This is a genomic window from Stenotrophomonas sp. GL_111 (genome assembly GCF_057835245.1).
This window is the reverse complement of record NZ_CM174421.1, coordinates 2,781,589-2,795,491: the sequence shown is the minus strand read 5'-3', so window position 1 is coordinate 2,795,491 and position 13,903 is coordinate 2,781,589. Positions and strand designations below refer to the sequence as shown.

The window sequence follows — 13,903 nt, the reverse complement described above, 5'->3', positions numbered from 1 at the left end:
CTGTTCATCGTGAGCATGCGCCAGCGAAACCCACACTCAGGAAGACGACCATGAGAAAGCAGATTGGCCACCTGGCCGCGGTACTCGGCCGCTCGAAGGGGAAGAAGGGAATACTTGCTGTGGGCGGTGCAATCTGCCTGGCGGCATGGGCCACGTTTGTGATCTCGTTGGAGATCGGCGCTGGGACTGCGGCGCGGATCTTCCTGCTGAGCGTGGCCCTTGTGGTAACCGAAGTACTGTTCTGGACAGCGGCTGCGCTCCTGGGCATTACTGTCATCCAGCTGCGCCGGAAGCTGTTGGGCAAGCTCCTGCCGCGGAGGCGCGGCGATGCAGCGTGATATCAGACAGGCATTGATCGCTCTCCTGGCCTGCGCGTGGTTGGTGGGCTGCAATTCGGTTGCCACCACCAGCGAGGCCCCGGTGGGGGTGCTCTATCACGGTTTCTCGCTACTCGATCCCCATGCCGAACATGTGGTGGATGACGCCTACCTTCTGGTGGACGAAGGCAAGATAGCGGCGGTTGGGGCCGGGGAGTGGAAGGGCCGGCCGCCGGAACGTTCCGTGGACATGGCCGGCCGCTACGCGCTGCCAGGCCTCATCGATGGGCATGCCCACATCACTTCGGGCCCGCACAGCGTCGAGGTGGTCGATGGCGCTCCCCTCATCAGCATCCCCAGTGTCGATGCGATCACCCGGCACAACGCGGCCGTCGCGCTCGCGTTTGGCATCACGACGGTCCGTAACCCCGGGGGCGATCCGGCGGCGAACGCCCGTTACGATGCGCAGATCAGCAGTGGCGCCTGGCTTGGCCCCGAAGCACTCCATGCGGGTGCTGTCATCCAGCCGCCGCCCTTTGGCGGTGCCGCATTCGCCTACCCGCGCTCGGCGGCGGAATGGAATGCCGAAGCCCAACGGCAGGCTGGCATGGGCATGCGCTACTTCAAGCTCTACAGCGGACTGGACGCCGATGAGCTCGAACAGGGTATCCAGGCAGCGCACCGGAATGGCCTCAAGGCGATCGCGCACCTGGATGCCATCAGCTGGACGCAGGCGGCACGGCTCGGCATGGATGGGCTGGAACATACCCTGCCCACCAGTGCCGACATGCTTGAACCGGAGCAACGGGCCCTTTACCTGGCGGAGCGTGGCGCCGATGCCCGGTATCTTTTCCGTTGGTTTGAACTGGCCGAGTTCGATGGTCCGCTCATTCAAGAGATGCTCGCAGAACTGGCCCAGCGGCAGGTGGTCGTCAGCACCACGTTGGGTGTCAACGAGCTGACCTATAACAGTGATCGCCTGGACACCGTGCTTCCGCCCGGGGATCGGGCCTACTTTCATCCGGCCAACCTCGAGGCGTTGTTGTCCTTTCTCCCGCGCATGAGCGACGAGGACCATCGGCGAGCGCGGGCAGTGATGCCCAAGGTGCTTGAGCTTGCGCGCAGGCTGCATGTCGCAGGCGTGCCCCTTCTGGTGGGAACCGATGGCAATGGTGGAGGCCCTGCGTACAGTCGCGAACTGGAACTGCACATGCGTGCCGGTATCAGTGCCTGGGGCGTGCTCCGGCTCGCGACATCGGACGCCGCCGATGCGCTGGGTATCGGCAATCGCACCGGGCGTATCGCGGAAGGCATGGAAGCCGATATCGCCTTCTTCGGCAGCAACCCCCTCGGCGATCCAGGACGCCTGCGAGACCTGAAGCTTGTGCTCGTCGATGGAAAGGCCGCAACACCGGAGGACATTCTTGGCACCGTGGATTGGGCATCGCGGGTACCACGTGCCGCGCATCGGTAGCATCTGATTCCGACCACTATGATCAGCCACAGGTGTAGCGAGGGGTGTCTGGGGAGGACGTGGTCCCGTCGACGAGGCAGTTGCGACAACAACGTAGGCCCAGTAAACCAACCTGCGCAGATCAACAGAAACAAGCGATTTCCCCTCTTCTGCACCATCGCGCATGGTGTGTTCCGGAGTCTAGAACCTCCACGAATGCGACAGTAGAACTTCCTGCGTCGGGAGGGGGCGAAATACAACACCCTCGCGGAAATACGCTCACCGGCATTCGTACGGTTCTAGCCTCCCGACACCCTCGCCATCCCGGCGAGGGCGATTCTTCCAGGAGGTGCATCATGCGAACGCCATGGGCTGACACACCGTTCTTCGAGCCCCCCAAACGCAAACGTTACGCCCGCCCAGCTCCCACCTGCAAAGTGGGTGCACAGCTGTATCCGATCCGCGAGGAGTACGGCAGCGAAGAGGTGATTCCCTACGTACGCCTGCGCGGCCGCTGGCTGGACACGCTGGGCTTTGATGTGGGCTCACGCCTCAAGATCGAAACGGAGTACGGGCGCATCACTTTGACGGTGATCGAGCGGCCAGTGCCGGTTCCGGTGAAGGTTCCCAGGAAGCTGCAGCGGCTTGCGCGGGAAGCGGCGATTGCATCGGCTTGTGCTGATGGGGAGGCGTCATGAACGGGGGCGTGTTGATGCAGGTCGAAGTGGACGCCGCCTTGCGCACCTGCTTTGAGGAAGCGGCGGCACGCGAGCACCGTGCCACGGACCAGGTGCTGGGGCGGTTGATGCGGGAGTACGTGGCGCACGAGCGCCATCCGACGGCTGTCGAAGACAGGAATCTGGAGGCGTGGGCGCGGCAGCAGCACGGATGGCGCTCCAGCCCGTTCGGCGGGGATTGAATGTCACCGTTTGGTCGGGCGCCGTCGCAAGCGGGCGCCCGATCATTGCGCCAGCCACGCATGGCGTGGCTCTACCGGGGAAAGTCTCTTAGGAATACGGCCAGGGTGGCAATGTTGGCGATCGCGCACAGCGCGAACACCCATTGGAACGCCGTCTTGCGATGCTTGTGGCGGAACACCGATTGCCCCAGCAGGGCGCCCGGCCAGCCGCCGGCGAAGGCCAGTAGCTGCAAGGTGCGCTCGGGCGTGCGCCAGTGGCCGAGGCGGGCGGCGCGCTTGTCATGCCCGTACAGGGCGAACGCGATCGCGCTGGTGAGTGCGTACCACGCGGCCAGCCAAGGTGGCAGCAGGCCGGTGGCCGTCATGGCAACCCATGCGCCGGCCGCGGCCAGCGCGAGGTAGCGCCGCGTGTGCTTCACAACGCGGCGAGGAAGTCGCTTACCGCTGGGCCGAAACGTGCGAAATCAACCAGGAAGGCGTCATGCCCCTGCGGTGAGTCCAGCCCGATGAACTGTGCATCCGCACCGCCGGCACGCAGGCCGTCGGCAATCTGCTGTTGCTGCTGCACCGGGAACAGGATGTCGGTGTTGGCGCCGATCGCCAGCGCCTTGGCCACCTGGATCTTCGCCAGCCCGGCCATGACATCGCCGTCGGCGTATTCGGCCAGGTCGAACCAGTCCATCGAGCGGCTCAGGTACAGATAGCAGTTCGGGTCGAAGAAGCGCACAAAGCGCCGTGCGTGGCCTTCCAGGTAGCTTTCCACCTGGAATTCCAGGCCGAAAGGGTCATCGTCGGCCTGGTCCGAATCCAACCGCACGCGGCCGAAGCGGCCGTCCCATTCCAGCGCGGAACGGTAGGTGATCACGCCGAGCTTGCGCGCCATGCGCATGCCCGATTCGGGGTAGCTCGCTTCGCTGTAGTCGCCGCCGTTCCAGCGCGGATCCAGCCGGATCGCTTCGCGCTGCAACGAGCGAATCGCAATCGAGAACGGCAGCGCCTGCGCACTGCCGGAAATGTTGATGTGGCTGCGCGCGATGCCCGGGTGCAGCAACAGCACGGCCAGCGCGGTCATGCCGCCCATCGAGTTGCCGATCACGCAGGCCAGCTCGGTGACGCCCAGCGCACGCACCACGTCGACCGCTGCGCGCGCGCCATCTTCGATGGACAGCTCCGGGAACTGCAGCCGGTAGAGGTCGCCGCTGTCCGGGTCGATGCTGGCCGGGCCGGTGGAGCCCTTGCAGCTGCCCAGCGAGTTCACGCAGATCACGAACCAGCGGTCGGTGTCGATCGGCTTGCCCGGGCCGAGCATGCCGTCCCACCAGCCGGCGCTGGGGTTGTCGGTGTTGGCCGCGGCATGCGCGTCCGGCGACAGCCCGGTGACGATCAGCACGGCGTTGCCGCCATCGGCATCCAGCGTGCCCCAGGTTTCATAGGCCACATGGGCGCCGCGCAGTTCGCCACCGCGCTTGAAGGCGAACGGCGAGGGCAGGGCGTGGTAGCGGGTGCCGGGGGGAATGAATTCGGTCATGCGCGCATTTTAGCCGGGTCCGGTCACGGCGAGCCCAGCACCAGCTGCACGGTGCCGGTATGCGGCAGGCGCACGCGCACCGGTGCCGAGTCCAGGTCGCCGTCCTGGCGGTTGGCCTGGCCGGAAGCGGACAGCCGTGCGAACACTTCCACTTCATCCAGTGCAGAGAGTGGCTGGGTGGGCATCGGGCTGTCGGCATCGTCCAGGGTGACCTGCAGGGGCAGGGCGCTGAGCGGGTGCTTTTCCACTGCCACCGGCATCGGTGGGCCGCCGGGGACGCGCGCGATCACGAAGACACTGCTGTCGCCGCGCAGCCGCACGCGGGCGGCGAAGTCCGGGTCGAGCGTGACCTGGATGGACAGCGCGCGTGGGCTTGCCGGTGCCGGCGTGGTGGGCGATGCCGCTGCCTGCGCAGTGCTGGCGGGCAAGCCGGCGGCGCTGCGTGCGATGGCGATCTGCTCGCGCAGCGCGCTGGCCGCGCCGGGGTCCATGCGCGGCAGCAAGGCTTCCCAGGTGGCGGCGGCCTGTGCGTCTTCACCGCGTTGGCGCAGCGCGATGCCGATCAGCCAACCGGCACGCTGGTTGTCCGGGGCCAGCTGGTCGGCATGGCGCAGCCACTGCAGCGCGGTGTCGTCGAAGTGTTTGGATGGCGCCGCCTGGGCCCGCGCTTGCGCGGCTTCAACCAGCACGCCGGGATCATCCGGGGCCAGCGCGATCGCACGGGCATAGGCCGCGTTGGCCGCGTCCAGCTTGCCCAGGGCCTGTTGCGAGCGGCCGAGCAGGGCCCAGCCATCGGCACGCTGCGGATCACGGGCGAGGGCCTGCTCCAGTTCGACCACGCCCTCTTGCAGGGTTGCGGGCCCGGCCGCGACCGGCGCCTGCTCGGCAGCCTGCGGTGTACCCACCAGGCCATACAGCGCCGCACCGGCCACGCCGAGTGCGAGCGTGGCACCGATGAAGGCACGGCGGCCGTGAGCGCGCAACGGCCACAGCACCACCAGCCCGAGTGCGGCAGCGCTCACCGCGGCGATCATCTGCAGCCAGGCGCTCACCAGCCGTCCTCGCCCGGCTGCAGCGGTTGTACCTGGCGGCTGCGCCGGCGCACCACCCAGACCAGCAGGCCCGCACCGGCCAGCAGCGCCGCCAATGGGCCGAACCAGAGCACGCTGTTGCGCGCGTCCATCGGTGGCCGGTACAGCACGAACGGGCCGTAGCGTTCAACCAGGAACTGCTTGATCTGTACGTCGCTGCGGCCCTGCTGCATCAGTGCGAGCACTTCGCGGCGCAGGTCGTGGGCGATCTGCGCATTGGAATCGGCCAGCGACTGGTTCTGGCATTGCACGCAGCGCAGCTCGGCGGCCAGCGCATGGAAGCGGGCTTCCTCGCTGGCGCTGCGGTACTGCAGCGGGGTCGGGTCGGACACGGCTTGCGCCGGGGCGGCAAGCGGCAGCGCCAGGGCCGCAGCGAGCAGCCCGGCGTGCAGCACGACGCGCAGCTTACGGCGCGGCCGGCAGCGAGTTGTGGGCATCGGCATTGGCGCGTTCCACCTTTTCCAGTTCGGGAATCAGCTGGGTATCGATCACGCGCTGGCTGAGCGCGCCGCTGTACTTCCAGCGCACCACGCCGCTGGCGTCGACCAGGAAGGTTTCCGGCGCGGCGGTGACGCCCCAGTCGATCGCGGTGCGGCCTTCGATGTCGCTGAGCACCAGCACGAACGGGTTGCCCAGCTGTTCCAGCCAGCGCAGCGCGTCGGCCGGTTCGTCCTTCCAGTTGTAGCCGATCACGCGCACGCGCTTGGTCTCGGCGAAGCGGGTGAGGATGGGGTGTTCCTCGCGGCACGCCGCACACCAGCTGCCCCACACGTTGAGCACGTAGGGCGCGCCGCGCAGTTCGGTGCTGCTCACTTTGATGGTCGGGTCGTGCAGCACCGGCAGGGTGAAGGCGGGGGCCGGTTTGCCGATCAGTGCCGAAGGCAGTACATCGCGATCCGGCGCGCCGGATTTCATCACCCCGTACACCATCAGCCCCAGCAGCCCGAAGAAAAACAGCACGCCGATGACGATGGCCACGGGCGGGAGCGGACGGGAGGCGGGACGTGGATCGGACACGGGGTACTCCTGGGACGGCGAAGACTAGGGACGACGGAAACGGCGGTCGGCGGCGGTGACAAAGCCACCCAGTGCCATCAGCAGCGCGCCCAGCCAGATCCAGCGGACGAACGGTTTGATGTGCACGCGCACGGCCCAGGCATTGTTGCCCAGCGGCTCGCCGAGCGCCACGTAGACATCGCCGCGCACCTGCGCGTGGATGCCGGCTTCGGTCATGCTCTGGCCGCCGCTGGCGTATTCGCGTTTTTCCGGGTGCAGCAGGGCGATCTCGCGGCCATCGCGCAGCACCCGCACATGGCCACGGTCGGCCACGTAGTTGGGGCCCTGCTGGTGGTCCACGCCTTCAAAGCGCAGCTCATAGCCACCGGCCTGCAGCGACTGCCCGGGGCTGAGCGCTAGCTCATGCTGCACGTTCAGCGCTTCCACCAGCAGCGCGCCGGCCAGGAATACCGCCACACCGCCGTGGGCGAGCAGCATGCCTACCATCTCGGCGTTGAAACGGCCATTGCCGCGCAGACGGGTCCAGACAAAGCGCGCGGTGCCGAACGCCACCCAGCTTGCCGCGGTAACGCCGGCGGCGGTTTTCCAGGCGCCCTGTGGTGCCATGAAGTAGGCGATGGCACCGAGCGCCAGCGCCAGCACCGCCCACGGTGCCAGCATCGCCAAGGCGCGCGAGGCCTGGTCGCGCTGCCAGTTCACCAGCGGGCCGAACGGCAGCAACGCCACCAGCGGCGCCATCAGCAGCAGGAACAGCGTGCCGAAATACGGCGGCCCCACCGAGACCTTGCCCAGGCCCAGCGCATCGGCCAGCAGCGGGTACAAGGTGCCCAGCAGCACCATGCCGCAGGCTGCGGCCAGCAGCAGGTTGTTGGCCAGCAGCAGGGTTTCGCGCGAGGTCGGCATGAAGCCGCGGCGCGGATCCTCGTTGCCCAGCGCACCGGCACGCAGCGCGTACAGCAGCAGCGCACCGCCCACCACCAGTGCCAGGAACACCAGGATGAAGGTGCCGCGCGAGGGATCGGCGGCGAACGAATGCACGCTGGTGAGCACGCCCGAGCGCACTAGGAAGGTGCCCAGCAGCGACAGCGCGAATGCGGCGATGGCCAGCAGCAGCGTCCAGCTGGCGAAGCTGCCGCGCTTTTCAGTGACAGCCTGCGAATGGATCAGTGCCGCACCGGCCAGCCACGGCAGGAAGCTGGCGTTCTCCACCGGGTCCCAGAACCACCAGCCGCCCCAGCCCAGCTCGTAGTACGCCCACCAGCTGCCCAGCGCGATGCCCAGGGTCAGAAAGCCCCACGCCACGTTGGTCCACGGCCGCGTCCAGCGCAGCCAGCGCGCATCAACGCGGCCTTCCAGCAACGCGGCAATGGCGAAGGCGAACGGCACCGCGAAGCCGACGTAGCCCAGGTACAGCATCGGCGGATGGATGATCAGCCCCGGGTCCTGCAGCAGCGGGTTGAGATCGCGCCCTTCCAGCGGTGCCGGCAGCAGCCGGGCAAACGGATTGGAGGTGAAGATCAGGAAGGCCAGGAAGCCGATGCTGATGATGCCCAGCACACCGAGCACGCGTGCACGCACTTCGATGGGCAGGCGCTTGGACCACAGCGCCACCGCGCCGCTCCACAGTGCCAGCACCAGCGCCCACAACAGCAGCGAGCCTTCGTGCGCGCCCCACACCGCGGAATAGCGGTAGGCCATCGGCAGCAGTGAGTTGGAGTTTTCGGCGACGTAGCGCACCGAAAAATCCTGGGTGACGAAGGCGGCGGTGAGCACCGCGAATGCGCCGAGCAGCAGCGCCAGTTGCGCGAACGCGGCCGGGCGCGCCACGGCCATCCAGCTGTCGCGCTGGTGCTGTGCGCCCCACAGGGGCAGCACGGTCTGCAGCAGGGCCATCAGCAGTGCGCAGACCAGCAGGATCTGCCCCAGTTCGGGCAGCACTCAGCGTACCTCCGGCGCGGGCACGGGGACGTCGTGTTTGGTATGTGCCTGGCCCATCTTGTCGGCCACTTCCTTGGGAATGTAATTCTCGTCGTGCTTGGCCAGCACTTCATCGGCCATGAAACGACCGTCCTGCAGGCGGCCGCTGGCAACCACTGCGCCGCCTTCGGCGAACATGTCCGGCAGGATCCGCGAGGTGCTCACCGGCAAGGTGGCATCGCCGTCGGTGACCACGAAGTGCGCCTCCAGCGAGCCGGAAGGACGCTGGAACGAACCTTTCACCACCATGCCGCCGAGCCGGAAGCGCGACTGCGCATCGACGTCGCCGCGCAGTACTTCGGACGGTGTGTAGAGGTAGGCGATATTGCGCTGCAGGGCGAACGCCACCAGCGTGGTGGCCAGGCCCGAGGCCAGCAGCACCAGCAGCACCCAGACCATGCGGCGGCGCTGCACCGGGGTCATCGGCTCAGCTCCGGGGCCAGCGGCGCGGGGGTCTGCGCGGCGTCACGCGCCTGCAGGCGGCGCTGCCGGCGCAACGCCTGGCGGCGGGCCATGCGCAGCCGCAGCCAGGAGCCCAGGGCATCGCTGCAGAGCACCAGCACGAACACCGCGTAGGCGGCGATGATGAAGGGCAGGTGGGTCATCGCGGGGTCTCCTCCAGTGCGTCCGGGGTACCCAGGCGCTCGGCGAGCCAGGCCTTGCCGGCTTCGCGGCTGAGATTGTCCGCACGCGCCTTGGCCAAAAGCGAGCCGACGAACCACAGCTTGGTGGCAATCACCATCCACCACAGCGGCGCGATCAGTTCCGGGCGCACGGCGTTGTCGCCGAACACATTGATCGACTGGCGCTGGTGCAGGCCCCCCCACCAGTCCACCGAATAGCGGATCACCGGCAGCAGCGCGACCCCGATGATGGCCAGCAGGCCGGCGGCGCGCGCGGCGCTGCGGCGGTCCTCGATGGCGTGGTACAGGCCGATCACGCCCAGGTACAGGAACAGCAGGATCAATTCGCTGGTCATGCGCGGGTCCCAGTCCCACCAGGTGCCCCAGGTGCCTTTGCCCCAGATGCTGCCGGTGAGCAGGGTGATCAGGGTGAAACCGGCGCCCATCGGCGCGCAGGCCATCGCCAGGATCTCGCAGATCTTGATCCGCCAGATCAGCGCCACGGCCGCGTAGGCGGCCATCAGCGCGAACACGAACAGGCTCATCCAGGCACTGGGCACGTGGATGTAGATGATGCGGAAGGCATCGTTCTGGGTCTGTTCGGGCGGCACCACCCACAGCCCCTGCCAGAGGCCGATCAGCAGCACCGGCAGCGCGGCCACGTAGAACACCTTCGACCAGCGCGTGGCGAAGCGGTCGAAGACCGGGGGGGAACCGAGTTGGTGGAACCAGCGAACGATAGTGTGCATGCAGCGATGGCTATCCAACGAAGGGCGAAGATCCAGCAGACGTGGAGTTGCTCGTGAACATACAGCTCGACAGCGGGTGGTGCGACAACAGGTAGGTCAGTGCAACGAAATCCGGATCGCCGCGGCGGTGGCCAGCGGTGCCAGTACCAGCGCCACCACCAGCCCGGCGCCCAGCATCAGCAGCGCGCCGACCGGATCCTGCCCGCGTGCGGCGGCGCCGACACTGCCTGCGCCGAACACCAGCACCGGCACATACAGCGGCAACGCCAGCAACGCCACGAGAATACCAGAGCGCCGGATGCCCACGGTCAGCGCAGCGACCACCCCACCGATCAGGCTCAACACCGGTGTTCCGAGCAGCAACGATGCCAGCAGGATCGGCAGTTGGTCATGTGGCAGATGCAGCATTTCGGCCAGCAGCGGCGCCATCACGATCAGCGGCAGCGCGGTGGTGACCCAATGCAGCAGCACCCGCACCAGCACCAGCCAGGCCAAGGGCACCGGGGCCAGCAGCCATTGTTCCAGCGAACCGTCCTCGGCATCGCTGCGGAACATCGAATCCAGCGCCAGCTGGCCGGCCAGCAGCACGGCCAGCCACAGCACCGCCGAGGCCACCTGCGCCATCAGCTGCGGCTCGCGACCCAGCGCCAGCGCGAACAGCACCACCACCAGCAGGGCGAACAGCAACGGCTGCAGGGCATCGCCGCGGCGGCGCCAGAGCAGGCGCAGGTCGCGGGTGACCAGCGCGCGCGCGGTCTGCCACAGGCCCGGTTCGGTGCCGGGGGCGATCATGCCGCCGCGCCCAGGCTGAGCAGGCGGGTGCGCACGGGCGGGGCGGCGTAGGCGCCATGGGTGGTGACCAGGGCGGCGCCGCCGCTGCGCAGGTGCGCGGAAATCATGCGGTTCACCAGGTTGATGCCGTCCAGGTCGAGGTTGGCGTAGGGTTCGTCGAGCAGCCACAGCGGTGCCGGCGACAGCCAGATCCGGGCCAGCGCCAGGCGCCGCTTCTGCCCGGCCGACAATTGCCGCACCAACGTGTCCTCGTAACCGGCCAGGCCGACGATGGCCAAGGCGTTGCCGGGCATCTGCCGCGCACGGCGGCCGTGCAGGCCGCAGAGGAACTGCAGGTTCTCCAGCGTGTCCAGGTCGGCCTTCAGCCCGGGCAGGTGGCTGAGGTAGGCCACGAACTGCGAACGTTCCTTGTGCCCGGCCGGGCGCCCGTCGATCTGGATCTGGCCGGCATCGGCGCGCAGCAGCCCGGCCAGCACCCGCAGCAGGGTGGTCTTGCCGGCGCCGTTGTCGCCCTGCACCAGCAGCGCTTCACCGGCGTCGATGTGGAAGTCGAGCGGGCCGAACACGGGTTCGTCGTTGCGACTGAAGCCAAGGCCTTGCGCGGCCAGCAACGGAGGTGCGTTCAAGGGGCTGAGGTTTCACGCCGGAATGGGCGGACAGTGTAATGGGGACAGGGGGGCGGCCGGCACCTACCGTCATGGGTTCGGGGGTTTTGCGTACACTGACCTTTCCCCATTTCTTCCTTCCTCTGCCGATGCAACCGCAAACCAAGCTGCCCAAGGTGGGCACCACCATTTTCACCGTGATGTCCCAGCTGGCGGCCGAGCATGGCGCCGTGAACCTGGGCCAGGGTTTCCCGGACTTCTCCGCACCGCAGCGGCTGCTCGATGAGACCATCAAGGCCATGCAGGCCGGGCTCAACCAGTACCCGCCGATGACCGGCGTGGCGCCGCTACGCCAGGCCATCGCGCAGAAGTCGCTGGACCTGTATGGCGCGGCGGTTGATCCGGATAGCGAAATCACCGTCACCAGCGGTGCCACCGAGGCGATCTTCAACGCCATCCACGCGGTGGTGCGCCCGGGCGAGGAAGTGATCGTGCTGGACCCGGCTTACGACTGCTACGAGCCGGCCATCGACCTGGCCGGTGCGCGCGCCGTGCACGTGCCGCTGGACCCGCAGACCTTCGCGGTCGACTGGGACCGCGTGCGTGCCGCGATCACCCCGCGCACCCGCCTGCTGATGGTCAACACGCCGCACAACCCGTCCGGGGCCATGCTCACCGCCGATGACATGCAGGCGCTGGCCGACGTGCTGCGCGGTACCGGCATCTACCTGATCTCCGACGAGGTCTACGAACACATCATCTACGACGGCCGTCGCCACGAATCGGCGCTGCGCTACCCGGAGCTGCGCGAACGCGCGTTCGTGATCTCCAGCTTCGGCAAGACCTACCACTGCACCGGCTGGAAGATCGGCTATGCCATCGCGCCGCCGGCGATGAGTGCCGAGTTCCGCAAGGTCCACCAGTACAACACCTTCACCAGTTTCGGCCCGGCCCAGTACGGTTTCGCCGCGATGATCCGTGACGAACCGGCACACCACCTGGAACTGGGTGCGTTCTACCAGGCCAAGCGCGACCGCTTCCGCGAGCAGCTGCTGACCACGCGGCTGAAGCCCTTGCCGGTACCCGGTGGCTACTTCCAGCTGGTGGACTATTCGGCGATCAGCGATCTGCCCGACCATGAATTCGTGAAGTGGCTGACCATCGAAAAGGGCGTCGCTGCGATCCCGCTGTCGCCGTTCTATGAAACCGCGCCGGCAGGCCAGCGCCTGGTGCGGCTGTGCTTTGCCAAGAACGACGCCACGATGGATGCGGCGATCGCACGGTTGCAGGTGCTCTGATGCCGGCGTCGAGCGCACCGCAGGACCTGCGTATCTCCCTCGTGCAGGGCGACACCCGCTGGCACGATCCGGTGGGCAACCGCGAGCATTACGGCGCCCTGCTGGCACCGCTGGCCGGGCAGACCGACCTGGTGATCCTGCCGGAGACCTTCACCAGTGGGTTCTCCAATGAGGCCATCGACAAGGCCGAAGACATGGACGGCCCGACCGTGGCCTGGATCCGCGCGCAGGCGGTTGCGCTGGGCGCGGTGGTCACCGGCAGCGTGCAGCTGCGGGTGGGGCAGGGCGTCTACAACCGCCTGCTGTGGGCCACCCCGGACGGTGAGCTGCATTACTACGACAAGCGCCATCTGTTCCGTTACGGCGGCGAGCACGAGCGCTATGCCGCCGGTAACGCGCGCCTGTGCGTGGAGTGGAAGGGCTGGCGGATCAATCCGCAGGTCTGCTACGACCTGCGCTTCCCGGTGTTCTGCCGCAACCGTTACAACGTCGAGCGCCCGGAGCAGCTGGATTTCGACCTGCAGATCTTCGTCGCCAACTGGCCGTCCGCGCGTGCCTATGCATGGAAGACGCTGCTGCGCGCGCGTGCGATCGAGAACCTGTGCTTCGTGGCGGCGGTGAACCGTATCGGCGTGGATGGCAACGGGCTGCACTATGCCGGCGACAGCGCGGTGATCGATTTCCTTGGCCAGCCGCAGGTGGAAGTGCGCGAGGTGGAGCAGGTGGTCACCACCACGATCTCGGCGGCGGCACTGGCCGCGCACCGCGCGCGCTTCCCGGCGATGCTCGATGCGGACAATTTCAGCCTGCAGGAACAAGGCTGAAACGGTAGCGCCGGCCGCTGGCCGGCTGCACTTGGCACCGGCGACGCCCATCGCCGGGGATACCGGTTGCCGGGGACAGCGAGTGGCCGGCTGAACGGATGCCGGCTGCGCGCGATGTGCATCATCCGGGCCACACGCACGCACTGCTAGATTCGCCTCGTCACCCACTGCGTACGAGCGGATTGCATGAAGAAGTTCTCCCTGGCATTGATCGCCCTGGCCGGTATCGCCGCGGTTCCGGCCGCACAGGCCGCCGGCAACATCGACTGCGAACTGCGCTACGACCTGGCCGGCTGGTCGGTGCTGTACAAGACCGCCTCCGGATCGGGCACGATCACCTGCGACAACGGCGCACGTATCCCGGTCAAGATCACCGTCAAGGGCGGCGGGCTGACCGTGGGCAAGTCCAAGATCGTGGACGGCAAGGGCAAGTTCTCTGGGGCGTACTCGGTGAACGACCTGATCGGTTCCTATGCGTCGGTGGAAGCCCACGCGGGCGCGGATAAATCCAGCAATGCGCAGGTGATGACCAAGGGCGATATCTCGCTGGCGCTGGCCGGTACCGGCAAGGGCTGGGACCTGGGCGTGGGGTTGGGCAAGTTCACCATCGAGCGTCGTTGAATCTACGGCAGCCACCCGTGGGGTGGCTCTACCGGTGATGGACAACAAAAAACCCCGGCCGAAGCCGGGGTTTTTGATCTCAGCGTATC

General features: G+C 67.5%; 18 protein-coding genes. 7 read left to right on the top strand and 11 right to left on the bottom strand.

The window, feature by feature from the left end:
* The first annotated feature begins 50 nt into the window (after nucleotides 1-50).
* The 4 genes from AC3IPM_RS12470 to AC3IPM_RS12455 all read left to right on the top strand — a co-directional run bounded on the left by AC3IPM_RS12470 (nucleotide 51) and on the right by AC3IPM_RS12455 (nucleotide 2,689).
* Nucleotides 51-338: a hypothetical protein gene (locus AC3IPM_RS12470; protein WP_489300190.1), complete on the top strand. Its 288-nt coding sequence runs from the start codon at nucleotides 51-53 to the stop codon at nucleotides 336-338.
* The gene (locus AC3IPM_RS12465; RefSeq protein ID WP_489300189.1) at nucleotides 328-1,791 is read left to right on the top strand and encodes an amidohydrolase family protein; all 1,464 of its coding nucleotides are present in this window, start codon (nucleotides 328-330) and stop codon (nucleotides 1,789-1,791) included. The genes AC3IPM_RS12470 and AC3IPM_RS12465 overlap by 11 nt, the downstream gene beginning before the upstream one ends.
* 335 nt (nucleotides 1,792-2,126) lie before the next feature.
* Complete coding sequence (locus AC3IPM_RS12460; protein ID WP_489300188.1) at nucleotides 2,127-2,468, top strand: SymE family type I addiction module toxin; 342 nt, start codon at nucleotides 2,127-2,129, stop codon at nucleotides 2,466-2,468.
* Nucleotides 2,465-2,689, top strand: a complete 225-nt coding sequence (locus AC3IPM_RS12455; protein ID WP_489304243.1) for a hypothetical protein — start codon at nucleotides 2,465-2,467, stop codon at nucleotides 2,687-2,689. Before AC3IPM_RS12460 ends, AC3IPM_RS12455 begins: the two co-directional genes overlap by 4 nt.
* A gap of 71 nt (nucleotides 2,690-2,760) precedes the next feature.
* On the opposite strand, the gene AC3IPM_RS12450 is transcribed toward AC3IPM_RS12455, so the two are convergent.
* The 11 genes from AC3IPM_RS12450 to ccmA all read right to left on the bottom strand — a co-directional run bounded on the left by AC3IPM_RS12450 (nucleotide 2,761) and on the right by ccmA (nucleotide 11,092).
* Nucleotides 2,761-3,054, bottom strand: a complete 294-nt coding sequence (locus tag AC3IPM_RS12450) for a DUF1294 domain-containing protein (protein WP_489300187.1) — start codon at nucleotides 3,052-3,054, stop codon at nucleotides 2,761-2,763.
* 50 nt (nucleotides 3,055-3,104) lie between these two features.
* Nucleotides 3,105-4,217 carry a homoserine O-acetyltransferase MetX gene (gene metX, locus AC3IPM_RS12445; protein ID WP_489300186.1) on the bottom strand — a complete coding sequence of 371 codons (1,113 nt, stop codon included), beginning with the start codon at nucleotides 4,215-4,217 and terminating at the stop codon, nucleotides 3,105-3,107.
* Nucleotides 4,218-4,240: 23 nt separating this feature from the next.
* Entirely contained in the window at nucleotides 4,241-5,272 is a 1,032-nt protein-coding gene (locus AC3IPM_RS12440) for a tetratricopeptide repeat protein (RefSeq protein ID WP_489304130.1), read from the bottom strand.
* The gene (locus AC3IPM_RS12435) at nucleotides 5,266-5,745 is read right to left on the bottom strand and encodes a cytochrome c-type biogenesis protein (RefSeq protein ID WP_489300185.1); all 480 of its coding nucleotides are present in this window, start codon (nucleotides 5,743-5,745) and stop codon (nucleotides 5,266-5,268) included. The genes AC3IPM_RS12440 and AC3IPM_RS12435 overlap by 7 nt, the downstream gene beginning before the upstream one ends.
* Complete coding sequence (locus tag AC3IPM_RS12430) at nucleotides 5,714-6,286, bottom strand: DsbE family thiol:disulfide interchange protein (RefSeq protein WP_489304128.1); 573 nt, start codon at nucleotides 6,284-6,286, stop codon at nucleotides 5,714-5,716. Before AC3IPM_RS12430 ends, AC3IPM_RS12435 begins: the two co-directional genes overlap by 32 nt.
* A 63-nt stretch (nucleotides 6,287-6,349) precedes the next feature.
* Nucleotides 6,350-8,263 (bottom strand): heme lyase CcmF/NrfE family subunit, encoded by a 1,914-nt coding sequence (locus tag AC3IPM_RS12425; RefSeq protein WP_489300183.1) that lies wholly within the window; start codon nucleotides 8,261-8,263, stop codon nucleotides 6,350-6,352.
* Nucleotides 8,264-8,725: a cytochrome c maturation protein CcmE gene (gene ccmE / locus AC3IPM_RS12420; RefSeq protein ID WP_489300182.1), complete on the bottom strand. Its 462-nt coding sequence runs from the start codon at nucleotides 8,723-8,725 to the stop codon at nucleotides 8,264-8,266.
* Nucleotides 8,722-8,907 carry a heme exporter protein CcmD gene (locus AC3IPM_RS12415; protein WP_489300181.1) on the bottom strand — a complete coding sequence of 62 codons (186 nt, stop codon included), beginning with the start codon at nucleotides 8,905-8,907 and terminating at the stop codon, nucleotides 8,722-8,724. Before AC3IPM_RS12415 ends, ccmE begins: the two co-directional genes overlap by 4 nt.
* Nucleotides 8,904-9,674 (bottom strand): heme ABC transporter permease CcmC, encoded by a 771-nt coding sequence (gene ccmC, locus AC3IPM_RS12410; protein WP_489300180.1) that lies wholly within the window; start codon nucleotides 9,672-9,674, stop codon nucleotides 8,904-8,906. Before ccmC ends, AC3IPM_RS12415 begins: the two co-directional genes overlap by 4 nt.
* A gap of 96 nt (nucleotides 9,675-9,770) precedes the next feature.
* A complete protein-coding gene (gene ccmB / locus AC3IPM_RS12405) occupies nucleotides 9,771-10,466 on the bottom strand; it encodes a heme exporter protein CcmB (protein WP_489300179.1) in 696 nt (231 codons plus the stop codon).
* Nucleotides 10,463-11,092 carry a heme ABC exporter ATP-binding protein CcmA gene (gene ccmA / locus AC3IPM_RS12400; protein ID WP_489300177.1) on the bottom strand — a complete coding sequence of 210 codons (630 nt, stop codon included), beginning with the start codon at nucleotides 11,090-11,092 and terminating at the stop codon, nucleotides 10,463-10,465. The genes ccmB and ccmA overlap by 4 nt, the downstream gene beginning before the upstream one ends.
* A 128-nt stretch (nucleotides 11,093-11,220) precedes the next feature.
* Between ccmA and AC3IPM_RS12395 the strand changes: the two genes are divergently transcribed.
* The 3 genes from AC3IPM_RS12395 to AC3IPM_RS12385 all read left to right on the top strand — a co-directional run bounded on the left by AC3IPM_RS12395 (nucleotide 11,221) and on the right by AC3IPM_RS12385 (nucleotide 13,814).
* A complete protein-coding gene (locus tag AC3IPM_RS12395) occupies nucleotides 11,221-12,369 on the top strand; it encodes a pyridoxal phosphate-dependent aminotransferase (RefSeq protein ID WP_489300175.1) in 1,149 nt (382 codons plus the stop codon).
* Nucleotides 12,369-13,193 (top strand): amidohydrolase, encoded by an 825-nt coding sequence (locus AC3IPM_RS12390; protein WP_489300174.1) that lies wholly within the window; start codon nucleotides 12,369-12,371, stop codon nucleotides 13,191-13,193. The genes AC3IPM_RS12395 and AC3IPM_RS12390 overlap by 1 nt, the downstream gene beginning before the upstream one ends.
* Before the next feature lie 186 nt (nucleotides 13,194-13,379).
* Nucleotides 13,380-13,814 (top strand): hypothetical protein, encoded by a 435-nt coding sequence (locus AC3IPM_RS12385; protein ID WP_489300172.1) that lies wholly within the window; start codon nucleotides 13,380-13,382, stop codon nucleotides 13,812-13,814.
* Nucleotides 13,815-13,903: the final 89 nt, after the last annotated feature.